This is a genomic window from Pseudomonas sp. NFX224 (assembly GCF_048565165.1).
Taxonomy (GTDB): Bacteria; Pseudomonadota; Gammaproteobacteria; order Pseudomonadales; family Pseudomonadaceae; genus Aquipseudomonas.
In genome coordinates this window covers 1,707,000-1,721,185 of record NZ_CP183416.1, presented here as the reverse complement: position 1 = coordinate 1,721,185, position 14,186 = coordinate 1,707,000, and the positions used below count along the sequence as shown (strand labels likewise).

The following is a 14,186-nucleotide window of genomic DNA, read 5'->3' as shown; positions in this document are numbered from 1 at the left end:
ACAAACGTATCAAATAGTTACTTTTGAAGTGAGAGGATTCCTGTCGTGAAGGGTGCAATGGCTCAAGAAGGTGCAGCGGGTATCGCCACTGCGGTCGCTGAAAGTGTTCAGTACCAGGGCCGCAAGGCCAGCCGACAGGGCAGCGAGCAGCGTCGACAGGACATTCTCGATGCCGCCATGCGCATTGTCGTGCGTGATGGTGTGCGGGCCGTCAGGCACCGCGCGGTGGCTGCCGAGGCGCAAGTGCCGTTGTCGGCGACCACTTACTATTTCAAGGATATCGACGACCTGCTCACCGATACCTTCGCTCAATACGTCGAACGCAGCGCGGCCTACATGGCCAAGTTGTGGGTGAACAACGAAGGCTTGCTGCGCGACATGATCGCCAGTGGCGATGGCAGCCCGCCGGCGCGTTCGAAACTGGCGGACGACATTGCGCGGCTGATGACGGACTATGTTCACCGGCAACTGATCACCCGCCGTGAACATTTGATGGCCGAGCAGGCGTTCCGTCAGGAAGCGTTGCTCAACCCGCGACTGGCCGGGCTGGTGCGCTCGCATCAGCAGATTCTGTTGCAGGGCTCCTGCCAGCTTTTCCAGGTATTGGGTTCCCGCGAGCCGCAACAGGATGCCAAGGTGTTGACGGCTATAATCGGACGGATGGAATATCAGGGCCTGCTCAACGACGCCGAGCCGGTCGCCGAAGAGGAAATGCTCGGCATACTTACGCGTTATATGCATTTGGTGCTGGCGTCGGTATAACGCGATCGCTGAAGGTCGGTGATGTGTTCAAAGGGAGTGTTGAATGAAAGCCTGGCGTGCCGTCGTGATCGCCTTGTCGTTCCTGCTGCTCAGTGGCTGTCTGGTGACCTTCAAGGAACCGCTGCCCACCAGCGAGCCTGCGCCCAAAGGGTTGATCGGCAAATGGACCAGCACCAACGCCTGGGGTGAACCGGTCAACCTGGAACTGACCCGCGTTGGCGACAATCACTATCAGGCGGTCAGCTACTTCCGCGCCAAACCCAGGGAGCGCGAAGCGTATCCGTTCACCGTGACGCGCCACGGCAGTCGCTGGTATTTCTCGGCGAAGGTGCCGGCGCAGTTCGGTGGAAATTTCACCATCGGCGGGTTTGAACTGACCGACAAGCATGAGCTGGTGGTGTACAACCTCGACCTTGAACAAATTAAACAGGCGATCGGACAGAAGGTCCTGGGCGGCCAAAACGTTCAAACCGACGACGGCGATGGCGTGTTGGTCGAAAGCAGCATGGATCAGGTGTCCGCCTACCTCGACGACCCGGCCAACTCCGACGTGTTCGTCGAAGTGGTGCGTTACCAGCGCCAGGCCAAAGCCAAATAAACCCTGCACATAACGGTTTCTACAGGAGTTTCGGGTGGACGATTACCAGCAGTCGATACGCATTTTGTCCGATCGCATTGTGCTGGCGCAGACGCCGATCCGCGTGCTCGATGCGGTCAAATGGGACGAGAGCATTCGCAAGGGTTTCCTCAAGGCCAAGGGCAAGGAAATGCCGGCGGTGGACCGCGACTACTATCTCAACCGGCCACTGGCGTTCGACTCCAGCAAAGTGAAGCTGGAGTTCCAGAACATCGAACGCGACATCACCCGCCAGCTCGGCCAGTTCAACCCGGTCGGCCAGATCATGCGGCGCATGTGCAAGGAATACCGCATGGTGGTGCGCATGCTCGAAGCGCGCGGCACCGAAGATTTCGGCCTGATATCGCAGGAGTTGTACGGCGCTGCGTCCGATGCGTTCCACGCCGGTGACCCGACCTTGTCCGACCTGGGCATGATGTTGTCCGAATACCTCAACAACATCGACGGCCGTGGCGACCTCAAGGACGAGCCGAAAACCTTGACCGCCAAGGACGCCGTCCACCTGCTGCAAACCCGCTTGAACAAAGTGTTTGGCGAAGCCGAGGAAACCATTCGGGTGTTTGAGTCCGACGGGATCGTCGCCGATGCGGCAGCGGGGGCCGACTACATCAAGATCCGCACCGACGCGATGTTCAACGAACGCGACGTGCGCGCCCTGGAAGTCCACGAAGGGCTGGTGCACGTCGGCACCACGCTCAATGGCCTGAACCAGCCGATCTGCACCTTCCTGGCCAAAGGCCCGCCCTCGTCGACGGTGACCCAGGAAGGTTTGGCGATCCTGATGGAAATCATCACCTTTGCTTCGTACCCGAGCCGCCTGCGCAAACTGACCAACCGCACGCGAGCCATCCACATGGTGGAAGAGGGCGCGGATTTCCTGCAGGTATTCGAGTTCTTCCGGGAACAAGGCTTCGAGATGCCCGAGAGCTACAGCAACGCCAGTCGCGTTTTCCGCGGCTCGGTGCCGACAGGTCTGCCATTTACCAAAGACTTGTCCTACCTCAAGGGCTTCATCATGATTTACAACTACATTCAACTGGCCGTGCGCAAAGGCAAACTGGAGCAGATCCCGCTACTGTTTTGCGGCAAGACCACACTGGAAGACATGCGCACGTTGCGCCAGTTGGTGGACGAAGGTCTGGTGGTGCCGCCCAAGTACCTTCCGGAACAGTTTCGCGACATGAACGCGCTGTCGGCATGGATGTGCTTCTCGAACTTCCTTAACCATTTGAGCCTGGACCGGATTGAGGCGGATTACTCCAACATTTTGTGATGTCCCTTGTAGGAGCGAGCCTGCTCGCGATAGCGGTTTTACATTCAACATTAATGTTGCCTGATTCACCGCCATCGCGAGCAGGCTCGCTCCCACAGGTGTGTGTATTTCAACCCGGATTTTGCGAGGTTTCACCGGATGAGAATCCTCGGCACCCTTTGCCTTCTCCTGGCCCTGAGCGGTTGCAGCTCCTTGCTGTTCTACCCTGAACCCGGCCAGTTATTTACCCCGGAAAAAGCCAAACTCGAATACCGCGACGTGACCCTGACCACGGCCGATGGTGTCCGGCTACACGGCTGGTGGTTGCCGGCGAAGAAGGGTGTCGAGGTCAAAGGCACGGTGCTGCACCTGCACGGCAACGGCGGTAACCTGCCGATGCATCTGGGTGGGAGTTGGTGGTTGCCGAAAGAGGGTTATCAGGTGTTGCTGGTGGATTATCGCGGTTACGGCTTGTCCGAAGGCGAGCCGAGTTTGCCGGCGATCTACCAGGACATCGACGCCGCATTCAAATGGCTGGACGAGGCGCCCGAGGTCAAGGGCAAGCCACTGATCCTGCTGGGCCAAAGCCTTGGCGGGTCGATGGCCGTTCACTACCTTGTGCAACATCCCGAACGACAAAAGCAGCTCAAGGCTTTCGTGCTCGATGGTGTGCCCGCCAGCTACCGTAGCGTCGGTCAGTATGCGTTGAGTAACTCATGGGTGTTCTGGACGTTCCAGGTGCCGTTGTCCTGGCTGGTGCCGGACGGCGACAGCGCAATCAATTCCATGGCGCAGCTCAATGGCGTGCCGAAACTGATCTACCACAGCATCGACGATCCGATCGTGCCTCTTTCCAACGGCATCCGTCTGTATCAAGCTGCGCCGCCGCCGCGAGTCCTGCAATTGACCCGTGGCGGTCATGTGCAGACGTTCGCCGACCCGGTCTGGCGCACGGTCATGCTGCGCTATCTCGAAGACCCGCAACATTTCAACGGTCTGCGCCGTCTGGGTGAAATCCCCAATTACCCGGCACCCCGGAATTCAGAAGATGAACCACCAGAGAGTCCGCAATGAGTGAAGAACGTAACGCCATCCCGCTGATCATCACCGGTATCTGCAGCATCCTCGGCACCGTCGCTGCCCTGTGGTGGTACGGCTACCTGCACTTCGCCAAGCCTGAGGATGCGTTGCGGCTCAACGAATTCACCATGCTCAAGACGGTGCCGGGCGAAGACTACAAAGTCTCCCTGGAACCGGCCGCGCAAGTGGCGCAGTGCATCGATGGCGTGCTGGTGTTGTTTGACACCGAACAGAAAGGCCTGACCGGCGTGTTGATCAACGATCGGAAAAAAGCCGTGCGCTGCATGGGCCAGGAAACGCCGCAGAAGCTGGAGCAATAAACCGATTTTCACAGGCAACACAGAACCAATGTGGGTGCCAGCAGGCTGGCTCCCACAGGTTTTTGTGTGATGACGACTTACTGGGTGTAAGAACTCACCGCCGAACGCGGAGTCACCGGCTGGTTATCATTGGAAATCGTCACTTCAACCCGACGATTCTGTGCCCGCCCTGACGTGCTGGTGTTATCCGCCACCGGGTATTCCTTGCCGTAACCCTGGGCAACGATGCGGGTTGGATCAACCCCCATTTTTACCAGTGCCATGCGCACGGAACTGGCGCGGCGTTCCGACAGCGACTGGTTGTGCGACGCCGTACCGGTGCTGTCGGTGTAGCCCTCGACGATCACTTTGCGGTCAGGGTTTTCCTGGAGGTACTGCGCCAGTTTGTTGATGTTCATCAGGCCGTTGGATTTAAGTTCGGCCTTGTCGGTGGCGAACAGCACATCACCGAACGTCACCAGCGTACCGCGATCGGTCTGCTTGGCGTTGAGGCTGTCCTGCAACTGTTTGATCTGCTGGTCCCGAGCATCCAGACGCGCCTGGGCCCGTTGCGCCGAGGCGTTTTTCAGATTGGCTTCAGCGGTGCGCAGGGCGATGGTTTGTTTCGCCACTTCAACGCGCTGGTTGGTCAGATAGGCCAGTTGATCCACTTTGGCCTGATCTTCCTTGTCCAGATACGCCTTGTCGGCTTTGTCCAGATAATCACTGGCTTCCTTGGTTTCCAACGCCGCGACTTTGCTCGCCTGCGGGTTGGCCTGCAGACCGGAATAGTTGGAGCGGGCCTGTTCAAGGTTGGCGTTGGGCGGTGTCGAGCAGGCCGCCAAGGCAATGCTTGCAGCCAGCAGGGCCGGGATCATCAAGTGTTTGGAATTCATGGTTTCGTCCTTTTGGTCGATTGAGAAAAACGTCAGGCCGCGCCCGTTACTGAACGGTGCGCTGGCTTTCCTGACGCAGTTCCTGAACGCCTTTCTGAGAGTCCTTCACAGACTGTTCGGCCTTCATTGCCTGGGCTTTTCGCTCTGCCACGCGAGCGTCCCACTCGGCCTGTTCGGCCAGGATGCGGGCCTGGTCGTATTTTTTGTCGTGCATGGCGATCTCGGCTTGTTTGAGCTTGTCCTGCGCCGCCTTCATTTCCACAGCGGAGAACTCGGTGCCACCGGCGCTGACGGCGTCGTTGACTGCAGACTCGGTGACGGCGAATTGCTCGGTTGGCGGGTTGCCGGCGCAACCGGCCAGCACGAGGCTGCCACCGATGGCCAGGGCAGCCATTTTCAGGCCATGCAGCGGGGTGAACGAGGATTTGCCAGTTCGGGTTTTCATGGTCTTCAACTCCATTGGACTAACTCCTGAACAACGTGAACATCCATCCTGGGCAAGGAGCCGCAACCGTCATTTTCGGGTTGTTTTGAAACGGCCGTCCCAGGCGTGGTTACTTGGGTTGACCCGAGGCGTTTTTTGAAAGTTCAGAGAATTTAGCCAGCTATCGAAAAAACCGTGATCGAATCGACAGGGCTCTAAAAGCGAAATTGTGGGAGCAGGCTCGCTCCCACTGGGGGGAATGGAATCAGTGTTTCTGCTTGTCGTTGCCCGCGGACAAATCGTGCAGATGACGCCGCGACAACGCCAGAAAGCGCGGGGTCGGGCCGATGTCTTCGTACAACGGATCGCCTTCTTCGTCGGTGGCGACCACCGTCGAGCCTTTCACATACGGGAAGCTTTTTTCGAGTTCTTCCAGGGCGGCGCCGATCAGCTCGCCAAGCAGCTCTTCGGGATGCCGTTTGGGGTACATCTCGGTAATCGCCGCCAAACGTGCGGCGGCTTCAACGTCCAGGTGAATTGTGTAGCCAGTCTTGGTCAGACGACCCTTGGCGTTTTCTTCCCAATGCTGGGCGAGTTCACGAATTTTCATAATGACCTCATTGCGCGCCTGCTCGTGGCAGGCCGGGGGAATGTCCGGCGTTGGCCGGCGACAGCTGTTGCGCGGCTTACTGTTCAGACTAGCTTCAACGCAAAAGGTTTACAGCCCCTTCGTCGACTGGCTTGTAAGTAGCCGTCTGGAGCGGCACTCTTGAGGTTCTAGGCCGCCCGGATTTTTTGCTGGAGAACTGCTGATGACCGATATTGATGCACGCTTGCGCGAGGACGTTCACCTGTTGGGTGAACTGCTGGGCAACACCATTCGTGAACAGTACGGGGACGACTTCCTCGACAAGATCGAGCAGATCCGCAAGGGGGCCAAGGCAGACCGTCGCGGTTCCATGGACGCGGAGCTGAGCGCGAGCCTCAACCAGTTGACCGAAGACGAATTGCTGCCGGTGGCGCGGGCGTTCAACCAGTTTCTCAACTTGGCCAACATCGCCGAGCAATACCAGCTGATTCATCGTCGCGAAGAGTCCCAACAGGCACCGTTCGAGTCTCGGGTGCTGCCGGAACTGCTCGCACGCCTGCGTGCCGAAGGTCATGGCGCCGAAGCCCTGGCCCGGCAACTCGGACGACTGGAAATCGAACTGGTGCTGACTGCGCATCCGACCGAAGTCGCACGCCGCACGCTGATCCAGAAATACGACGCCATCGCGGCGCAACTGGCAGCCCAGGACCACCGCGACCTGACCAGCGCCGAACGTGAGCAGATCAAGTCAACGTTGCAACGCCTGATCGCTGAAGCCTGGCACACCGAAGAAATCCGCCGCACGCGCCCGACGCCGGTCGATGAAGCCAAATGGGGGTTCGCGGTGATCGAGCATTCGCTGTGGCAGGCGATCCCGAACTATTTGCGCAAAGCCGATCAGGCCCTGCATGCCGCCACCGGCCTGCGTTTGCCGCTGGAGGCAGCACCGATTCGCTTCGCTTCATGGATGGGCGGCGACCGCGATGGCAACCCTAACGTGACGGCCGCGGTCACTCGCGAAGTGCTGCTGTTGGCGCGCTGGATGGCGGCCGATTTGTACCTGCGCGATGTCGATCACCTCGCTGCCGAACTGTCGATGCAGCAGGCCAGCGACGAACTGAAAGCCAAGGCCGGCGACAGTGCCGAACCCTATCGGGCGGTGCTCAAACAATTGCGAGAACGCCTGCGCGCCACGCGCAACTGGGCGCACGCCGCGCTGGCGACGCCGACACCTGCACCGGCCGACGTGCTGCAAAACAACCGCGAACTGCTTGATCCGCTGGAGCTGTGCTACCACTCGCTGCACGAGTGCGGCATGGGCGTGATCGCCGACGGGCCGCTGCTCGACTGCCTGCGCCGGGCGGTGACGTTCGGCCTGTTCCTGGTGCGTCTCGACGTGCGCCAGGACTCGTCGCGACACAGCGCGGCCATGACTGAAATCACCGATTACCTCGGCTTGGGCCGTTACGAAGATTGGAGCGAGGAAGAGCGCATCGCCTTCCTGACACGCGAACTGAACAACCGTCGGCCATTGCTGCCGGCCCATTACAAACCGTCCGCTGACACCGCCGAAGTGCTGGCAACCTGCCGGGAAGTCGCCGCTGCGCCGGGAGCATCCCTTGGCTCGTACGTGATTTCCATGGCCGGCGCCGCTTCCGATGTGCTGGCCGTGCAACTGCTGCTCAAGGAGTCCGGCGTGTTGCGGCCGATGCGCGTGGTGCCGTTGTTCGAAACCCTGGCCGACCTCGACAACGCCGGCCCGGTGATCGAAAAGTTGTTGCTGCTGCCGGGCTATCGCTCGCGCCTGCAAGGGCCGCAGGAAGTGATGATCGGTTATTCCGACTCGGCCAAGGACGCTGGCACCACTGCGGCGGCGTGGGCGCAGTACCGGGCGCAGGAGCGCTTGGTGGACATTTGCCGTGAGCAACAAGTGGAGTTGCTGTTGTTCCACGGTCGCGGCGGCACCGTAGGCCGTGGTGGCGGTCCGGCGCATGCGGCGATTCTGTCGCAGCCACCGGGTTCGGTGGCGGGGCGTTTCCGTACCACCGAGCAGGGTGAAATGATTCGTTTCAAATTCGGCCTGCCGGACATCGCCGAGCAAAACCTCAATCTGTATCTGGCCGCGGTGCTCGAAGCGACCCTGCTGCCACCGCCACCGCCGACGCCTGAATGGCGCCACTTGATGGATGAATTGGCCGCCGACGGTGTCAGCGCCTACCGCGCCGTGGTGCGGGAAAACCCGCAATTCGTCGAGTACTTCCGCCAGTCGACCCCGGAACAGGAATTGGGCCGCTTGCCATTGGGCAGTCGTCCGGCCAAGCGCCGCGCCGGCGGGATCGAGAGCCTGCGGGCGATTCCGTGGATCTTCGGCTGGACCCAGACGCGCCTGATGCTGCCGGCCTGGCTGGGCTGGGAAGCGGCGCTGAGCAAGGCGCTGGAACGCGGAGACGGTGAGTTGTTGGGGCAGATGCGCGAGCAGTGGCCGTTCTTCCGCACCCGCATCGATATGCTGGAAATGGTCCTGGCCAAGGCTGACGCGGACATCGCGCGATCCTATGATGAGCGTCTGGTCGAACCGGATCTGTTGCCATTGGGCGCGCACTTACGCGACCTATTGTCGCAGGCGTGCTCCATCGTCCTGGGGATGACCGGTCAGTCGCAGCTACTGGCACATAGCCCAGCCACCCTCGAATTCATCCGTTTGCGCAACACCTACCTCGACCCGCTTCATCTATTGCAGGCCGAGTTGCTGGCCCGTTCGCGGCAGCAGGAAGTGGCGCAGGGCAGCCCGGTGGAACAGGCGTTGCTGGTGTCTGTGGCGGGGATTGCCGCCGGTTTGCGCAATACCGGCTAAGGTTTTTGCCTTGGGGTGCGGCATCCGGCGCAGGCGTCGGATGCCGTTGTGTGGCGAGTGCAAAAGTGCTGCCAGGCGACAGTTAATGATGGGGTTGCGACTTGGGTCACTCCGTCGCGGGGTCACGTCAGACGCAGCTTTCTCCGACTTTTGGCGGCTTGTGTGGTCCGGGCCCGCTGTGTATCTTGATCAGCCTTTGGCCGTTTGGGCGGCCACGACCCTATTTTTGAGATTGGCCCCACGAGGCGAATCTGACGTTATCTATATAAAAAATTGAGGAGCACATCGATGCGCGTCATTCTGCTGGGAGCTCCCGGGGCCGGTAAAGGTACTCAGGCTAAGTTCATCACCGAGAAATTCGGCATTCCGCAAATCTCCACCGGCGACATGCTGCGTGCCGCGGTCAAGGCCGGCACCGAGCTGGGCATCAAGGCCAAGGGCATCATGGATGCTGGCGGTCTGGTCTCCGACGACCTGATCATCGCACTGGTCAAGGACCGTATCGCCCAGGCTGACTGCACCAACGGTTTCCTGTTCGACGGTTTCCCGCGCACCATTCCTCAGGCAGAAGCCCTGGTGACTGCCGGTGTCGAGCTGGACCACGTGGTCGAAATCGCCGTCGATGACGAAGAAATCGTTCAGCGTATCGCCGGTCGCCGCGTTCATGAGGCCAGCGGCCGCGTGTACCACACCGTCTACAACCCGCCGAAAATCGCTGGTAAAGACGACATCACCGGTGAAGAGCTGGTACAGCGCAAGGACGACACTGAAGAAACCGTGCGTCATCGCCTGTCGGTCTACCATTCGCAGACCAAGCCGCTGGTGGACTTCTACCAGAAGCTGTCCGCTGCCCAGGGCAAGCCGAAGTACAGCCACATTGCTGGCGTCGGCTCCGTTGAAGCGATCACTGGCAAGGTGCTTGAAGCGCTGAGCTGAAAAGTCTGAATCGCTTCATCTTCTACGGCCCGCTTGCGGGCCGTAGTTGTTTATACTGACGCACTTTTTTCTGACCTCTTGTTACGGAAACATCGATGAGCACCTTGCTGGCCCTGGACACCGCGACCGAAGCTTGCTCCGTTGCCTTGCTGCATGACGGCAAAGTCACGAGCCATTACGAGGTGATCCCGCGCCTGCATGCGCAGAAGCTGCTGCCGATGATCCAGCAATTGCTCGCGGATGCCGGCACCTCTCTGCAAGCGGTCGATGCCATTTCATTCGGTCGCGGGCCGGGTGCATTTACCGGTGTGCGGATTGCCATCGGTGTAGTGCAAGGCTTGGCGTTTGCATTGGATCGCCCAGTGTTGCCGGTGTCGAACCTGGCCGTATTGGCGCAACGCGCTTACCGCGAACACGGTGCCAGCCAGGTCGCAGCCGCTATCGATGCGCGCATGGACGAGGTGTATTGGGGCTGCTACCGCGAGACGGCGGGGGAGATGCGACTGGTCGGCGCTGAAGCGGTATTGCCGCCCGAGTCGGCCGTATTGCCGGCCGATGCCAGCGGCGAATGGTTCGGCGCCGGTACGGGTTGGGGTTATGCCGAGCGCATCGCCGTCAGCCTGAGTGGCCAGGATGCAGGCATGTTGCCGCATGCCGAAGACCTGCTGACGCTGGCGCGGTTTGCCTGGGCGCGTGGCGAGGCGATCGTGGCGGATGAGGCGCAGCCGGTTTATCTGCGCGATAAAGTGGCGACGCCTAAAGCGCGGTAATCTTGACGACCTCTGAGGTGAGTGAGTTTCTGTGGCGAGGGAGCTTGCTCCCGCTGGGCTGCGAAGTGACCCCAATTTAATCAGGCACAACTCGCCTTCAGGTTTTGCGACGGCTTCGCCGCCGAACGGGAGCAAGCTTCCTCGCCACAAAATAATCCACCCATCGGCCAATTGCCTTTTTCTAACCCCAGCTTTTAAACCTTTTGTCTTTTATGTGTTCTAGTTATCACTCGGCGGTTTGCGAAGTGGGTAATGCGCCACTAAACTGCCATCACTGATACCGAGCATGCACTTATGCGTATAGACGGCGTTTCCTCTCAGTCCTACCCCATCAAGCGCAAGCCTCGCAAAGGCCATGTGGTGGAAGACGAGTCCGTCGATATCGACGGCGAGGCGCAATTTCCGTCCGAAGAGCAGTTGGCCGCCCGAGCCGCCAAAGCTGCTGCGCAAAAAATCAGCAATCTCCCGGCCCGTCAACAAGACATGCTTTACCACCGTGCCATGAGCAAAAGCGTGGCGATGGCCCTGGCCAGCTACCTCAGCACCGCCGGTTTCGTTGATTGGGATGCGGAAGTGCTGGGTCTCGACCTGTACATCTGATGCTGTTGCCTTACTACCTGGGCTGCCCGTCCTGGAGTGAAAACGCCTGGCGCGATTATCTGTATCCGCCGGACGCCAAACCCGCTGATTTTCTCGATCTCTATTCCCAAGTATTCAACGCCGTGGAAGGCAACACGACTTTCTACGCGAGCCCGGCTGCCAGCACCGTCCAGCGCTGGGCGGAAACCATGCCCGAGCACTTTCGCTTCACCGCCAAATTCCCCGGCGACATCAGCCACGGTGGCGACCTGCGCGAACAGCTGACCGCCGCCGAAACCTTCACCCGTTTGCTCAGCCCTCTGGGTGAACGGGTATCGCCGCTGTGGTTGCAGCTGTCGAAAAGTTTCACGCCACAACGCTTGCCCGAACTGGCCGCGTTCATCGATGCGCTGGAGCGGCCATTGGCGGTGGAAGTGCGGCATGACGATTTTTTCGCCAAGGGTGATAGCGAGCGAATGCTCAATCGCCTGTTGCTGGACCGTGGCGTTGAGCGCATCTGTCTCGACCCGCGCGCGCTCTTCAGCTGCACCTCGACCGATCCCTCGGTACTCCACGCTCAATCGAAGAAACCCCGAGTTCCGCCTCGTCCCGCCGCATTCACCCAATTCCCGCAGGTGCGCTTCATCGGCCATCCTGTGCTTGAAGCCAACGATCCGTTCTTGCTGCCATGGGTGGAGAAAATAGCGGTCTGGATCGAAGAGGGCCGCACGCCGTATATCTTCCTGCACACCGCCGACAACCTGCTGGCGGTGAAACTGGCGCAACGTTTTCACAGCCGATTGATGCTGCGTTTGCCTGGCTTGCCGGCGCTGCCTGAGCTATACAGAGAACCCGCCGCCGAGCAACTTGGCCTGCTCTGAAGGCGGATTCGTTCGCCTTTTCAGGAGCCTGCCAATGGATGCGCAAACCCTTCGAGCCCAAGTCTTCAAAGCCTTGCACGAACGCGACGAGGCTTTTGTGATTCCCAACCCGTGGGATGCCGGTTCGGCAAAAATGCTCGCGAGCCTGGGCTTTGAAGCTCTGGCGACCACCAGCGCCGGTTACGCTTTTTCCCAAGCGCGTCCCGATGGCGGACTGACCCTGGACGACACCCTGGCCAACGTTCGCGCGATAGTCGCCGCTACCGATCTGCCGGTGGCGGTGGATCTGGAAAACGGTTTTGCCGACAACCCCGCCGATTGCGCGAAAAGCATTTTGCGTGCGGCGAAGGCGGGCGCCGTCGGCGGCTCGATCGAAGACGCGACGGGTCGTGAGGGCGCTCCAATCTATTGTTTCGAACATGCCGTGGCGCGCATCGAAGCGGCCGTCGCTGCCGCTCGCAGCTTGCCGTTTCCCTTCACACTGACGGCTCGGGCCGAGAATTTCCTGCATGGCAATCCGGATCTTGACGATACGATTCGCCGTTTGCAGGCGTTCGCCGAAGCTGGGGCCGACGTGTTGTATGCGCCAGGCTTGCGCAGTGCTGAAGACGTATTGGCGGTAGTCCGCGCCGTGGCGCCGAAGCCGGTCAACGTGTTGATGTCCGGCGGCTTGAAACTGACCGTGCAGCAGTTGAGCGAAATGGGCGTCAAGCGCATCAGTGTCGGTTCGGCGCTGGCCTTGGCGGCGCTGGGCGAGTTCTACCGCGCCGCCGAAGAGATCAAGACGTCCGGCACCTTCGGCTTCACGTCGCGCTCGATGCCATATGCCCAGGCCAATCAATTGTTCAAAGGCTGACGATGCGGTTGCGCGGGTGGCCATTGCTGGTGCTGCTGATCATCGCTGCGACGGGTGTAGGCGTCTGGCGCGGTTGGCTGCAAGTGCCGCCGCAGTGGAACCCTTGGGCACCGCTGGACGTGAAGGCCAGGCCGAACCTGCTGACCCGCTACAAACTGATGCGCTTGCGCGATGATCCGCAACTCTGCGAACAGGCTTTAAGCAGTTCCGGTTTGCGTGTGACCCCGCAGGCCAACAGCCCCGACGCCACATGTCCGCTGACCGATGCCCTGCGCGTGCAGGGCGGTGATGTGGCCTTGAGCAGCAGCTTTCTCGCCAGTTGCCGTCTGGCCGTATCGTTTGCGCTGTTCGAGCATCATGCCCTGCAACCGGCGGCGCAGTTGGTCTACGGGCAAGCGGTGGCGCGGGTCGACCACCTCGGCAGCTTTGCCTGTCGCAATGTCTACGGTCGCGAAAATGGCCGACTCAGTCAGCACGCGTCGGCCAATGCACTGGATATCGCCGGTTTTCGTCTGGCTGACGGTCGAACCGTCAGCGTGCTCAAGGATTGGCCCAAGGGTAATCAGGATGCGCAGTTTCTGAGGCGGGTGCGCGATGGCGCCTGTGGCTTGTTCAGTGTGGTGTTGAGCCCGGATTACAACGCCGCCCATCGCAATCACTTTCATGTGGATGTCGGGCCGTGGTGGCTTTGTCGTTGAAGAAGTCTTTGAGGCTTATGCGGCGAGGCGCAGGTTCTGCAGGACGATCGGGCGTGCCCAGCCGTTATCGAAATCGAGTTGTTTCTGTTGCGCCACCAATTCTTCCGGCGAAAACGGCGGGAACGGCTTGTCCAACAGGTCGAGTTCGAACTCGGCGATCGGCAGGTGCAGCGGACGCGGCTGCGGTGCAGGGCCGGCCTCTGGCAGCGGTTGACCCGCGGTCAACACGATCGGACGCACCCAGCCGCTTTCGAAGTTCTGCTGTTGTTGCTGGGCAACGATTTCTTCCGCCGGGAACGGTGGGAAAGGCTTGTCGGCCAGGTCCATTTCGAATTCGGCAATCGGCAGGAACAATGGCTCGGGCGGGCGGATTTCGTTGTCCTTCACGTCGCATTCGCGCTGGGAAACGATGTGCGCCAGCAGGTCGCTGCCGACGGTGGGTTCGACCGGGCTTTCGAGATCGACCGGTGGAAAGTTCAGCGATTCAGGCAGCACTTCACCCGACTGTTCGGCCAGCGCTCGGGCAAAGAAATCCTGCCAGATATGGCTGACGCCGCTCAGTGCCTGGGTGTTTCGCAGGTTGTAGTCGCCGTAGGGCGAGATAAAACCTGTGAATGTGGGTTGAATGTCTGACATTTCTCTCGGTCGACGCTCAGCTCTGGCAAAATGCTCG

Annotated in this window: 16 protein-coding genes; 12 read left to right on the top strand and 4 right to left on the bottom strand. The window is 60.3% G+C overall.

Annotated elements, in window-relative coordinates:
* The first annotated feature begins 57 nt into the window (after positions 1-57).
* The 5 genes from ACNYC6_RS07800 (at position 58) to ACNYC6_RS07780 (ending at position 4,051) form a co-directional block, all read left to right on the top strand.
* Positions 58-762 (top strand): TetR/AcrR family transcriptional regulator, encoded by a 705-nt coding sequence (locus ACNYC6_RS07800; RefSeq protein ID WP_419711800.1) that lies wholly within the window; start codon positions 58-60, stop codon positions 760-762.
* Positions 763-805: 43 nt separating this feature from the next.
* Positions 806-1,360, top strand: a complete 555-nt coding sequence (locus tag ACNYC6_RS07795) for a hypothetical protein (protein ID WP_419711799.1) — start codon at positions 806-808, stop codon at positions 1,358-1,360.
* Positions 1,361-1,394: 34 nt separating this feature from the next.
* A complete protein-coding gene (locus tag ACNYC6_RS07790) occupies positions 1,395-2,672 on the top strand; it encodes a flavohemoglobin expression-modulating QEGLA motif protein (protein ID WP_419711798.1) in 1,278 nt (425 codons plus the stop codon).
* A gap of 138 nt (positions 2,673-2,810) precedes the next feature.
* Positions 2,811-3,725, top strand: a complete 915-nt coding sequence (locus ACNYC6_RS07785; RefSeq protein ID WP_419711797.1) for an alpha/beta hydrolase — start codon at positions 2,811-2,813, stop codon at positions 3,723-3,725.
* On the top strand, positions 3,722-4,051 hold the full coding sequence (locus tag ACNYC6_RS07780) for a hypothetical protein (protein ID WP_338584999.1): 330 nt from the start codon (positions 3,722-3,724) through the stop codon (positions 4,049-4,051). Before ACNYC6_RS07785 ends, ACNYC6_RS07780 begins: the two co-directional genes overlap by 4 nt.
* A gap of 77 nt (positions 4,052-4,128) precedes the next feature.
* On the opposite strand, the gene ACNYC6_RS07775 is transcribed toward ACNYC6_RS07780, so the two are convergent.
* The 3 genes from ACNYC6_RS07775 to ACNYC6_RS07765 form a co-directional block, all read right to left on the bottom strand.
* Positions 4,129-4,926, bottom strand: a complete 798-nt coding sequence (locus tag ACNYC6_RS07775) for an OmpA family protein (protein ID WP_419711796.1) — start codon at positions 4,924-4,926, stop codon at positions 4,129-4,131.
* Positions 4,927-4,972: 46 nt separating this feature from the next.
* Complete coding sequence (locus ACNYC6_RS07770; RefSeq protein ID WP_419711795.1) at positions 4,973-5,386, bottom strand: DUF4398 domain-containing protein; 414 nt, start codon at positions 5,384-5,386, stop codon at positions 4,973-4,975.
* A 229-nt stretch (positions 5,387-5,615) separates the two neighbouring features.
* Positions 5,616-5,960, bottom strand: coding sequence for a hypothetical protein (locus tag ACNYC6_RS07765; RefSeq protein ID WP_056856277.1), 345 nt, complete (start codon positions 5,958-5,960; stop codon positions 5,616-5,618).
* 202 nt (positions 5,961-6,162) lie between these two features.
* On the opposite strand from ACNYC6_RS07765, the gene ppc reads away from it, so the two are divergent.
* The 7 genes from ppc to ACNYC6_RS07730 all read left to right on the top strand — a co-directional run bounded on the left by ppc (position 6,163) and on the right by ACNYC6_RS07730 (position 13,513).
* On the top strand, positions 6,163-8,793 hold the full coding sequence (gene ppc / locus ACNYC6_RS07760) for a phosphoenolpyruvate carboxylase (RefSeq protein ID WP_419711794.1): 2,631 nt from the start codon (positions 6,163-6,165) through the stop codon (positions 8,791-8,793).
* Positions 8,794-9,081: 288 nt separating this feature from the next.
* A complete protein-coding gene (gene adk, locus ACNYC6_RS07755; RefSeq protein ID WP_419711793.1) occupies positions 9,082-9,729 on the top strand; it encodes an adenylate kinase in 648 nt (215 codons plus the stop codon).
* A 95-nt stretch (positions 9,730-9,824) separates the two neighbouring features.
* Entirely contained in the window at positions 9,825-10,499 is a 675-nt protein-coding gene (tsaB, locus tag ACNYC6_RS07750; RefSeq protein WP_419711792.1) for a tRNA (adenosine(37)-N6)-threonylcarbamoyltransferase complex dimerization subunit type 1 TsaB, read from the top strand.
* 294 nt (positions 10,500-10,793) lie between these two features.
* Positions 10,794-11,099: a hypothetical protein gene (locus ACNYC6_RS07745; protein ID WP_419711791.1), complete on the top strand. Its 306-nt coding sequence runs from the start codon at positions 10,794-10,796 to the stop codon at positions 11,097-11,099.
* The gene (locus ACNYC6_RS07740) at positions 11,099-11,959 is read left to right on the top strand and encodes a DUF72 domain-containing protein (RefSeq protein WP_419711790.1); all 861 of its coding nucleotides are present in this window, start codon (positions 11,099-11,101) and stop codon (positions 11,957-11,959) included. The genes ACNYC6_RS07745 and ACNYC6_RS07740 overlap by 1 nt, the downstream gene beginning before the upstream one ends.
* A gap of 34 nt (positions 11,960-11,993) precedes the next feature.
* Positions 11,994-12,815, top strand: coding sequence for an isocitrate lyase/PEP mutase family protein (locus ACNYC6_RS07735; RefSeq protein WP_419711789.1), 822 nt, complete (start codon positions 11,994-11,996; stop codon positions 12,813-12,815).
* A gap of 2 nt (positions 12,816-12,817) precedes the next feature.
* Positions 12,818-13,513: an extensin family protein gene (locus tag ACNYC6_RS07730; protein ID WP_419711788.1), complete on the top strand. Its 696-nt coding sequence runs from the start codon at positions 12,818-12,820 to the stop codon at positions 13,511-13,513.
* A gap of 15 nt (positions 13,514-13,528) precedes the next feature.
* Here the strand turns inward: ACNYC6_RS07730 and ACNYC6_RS07725 are convergent, their stop codons facing one another.
* A complete protein-coding gene (locus ACNYC6_RS07725) occupies positions 13,529-14,149 on the bottom strand; it encodes an energy transducer TonB (protein ID WP_419711787.1) in 621 nt (206 codons plus the stop codon).
* Positions 14,150-14,186: the final 37 nt, after the last annotated feature.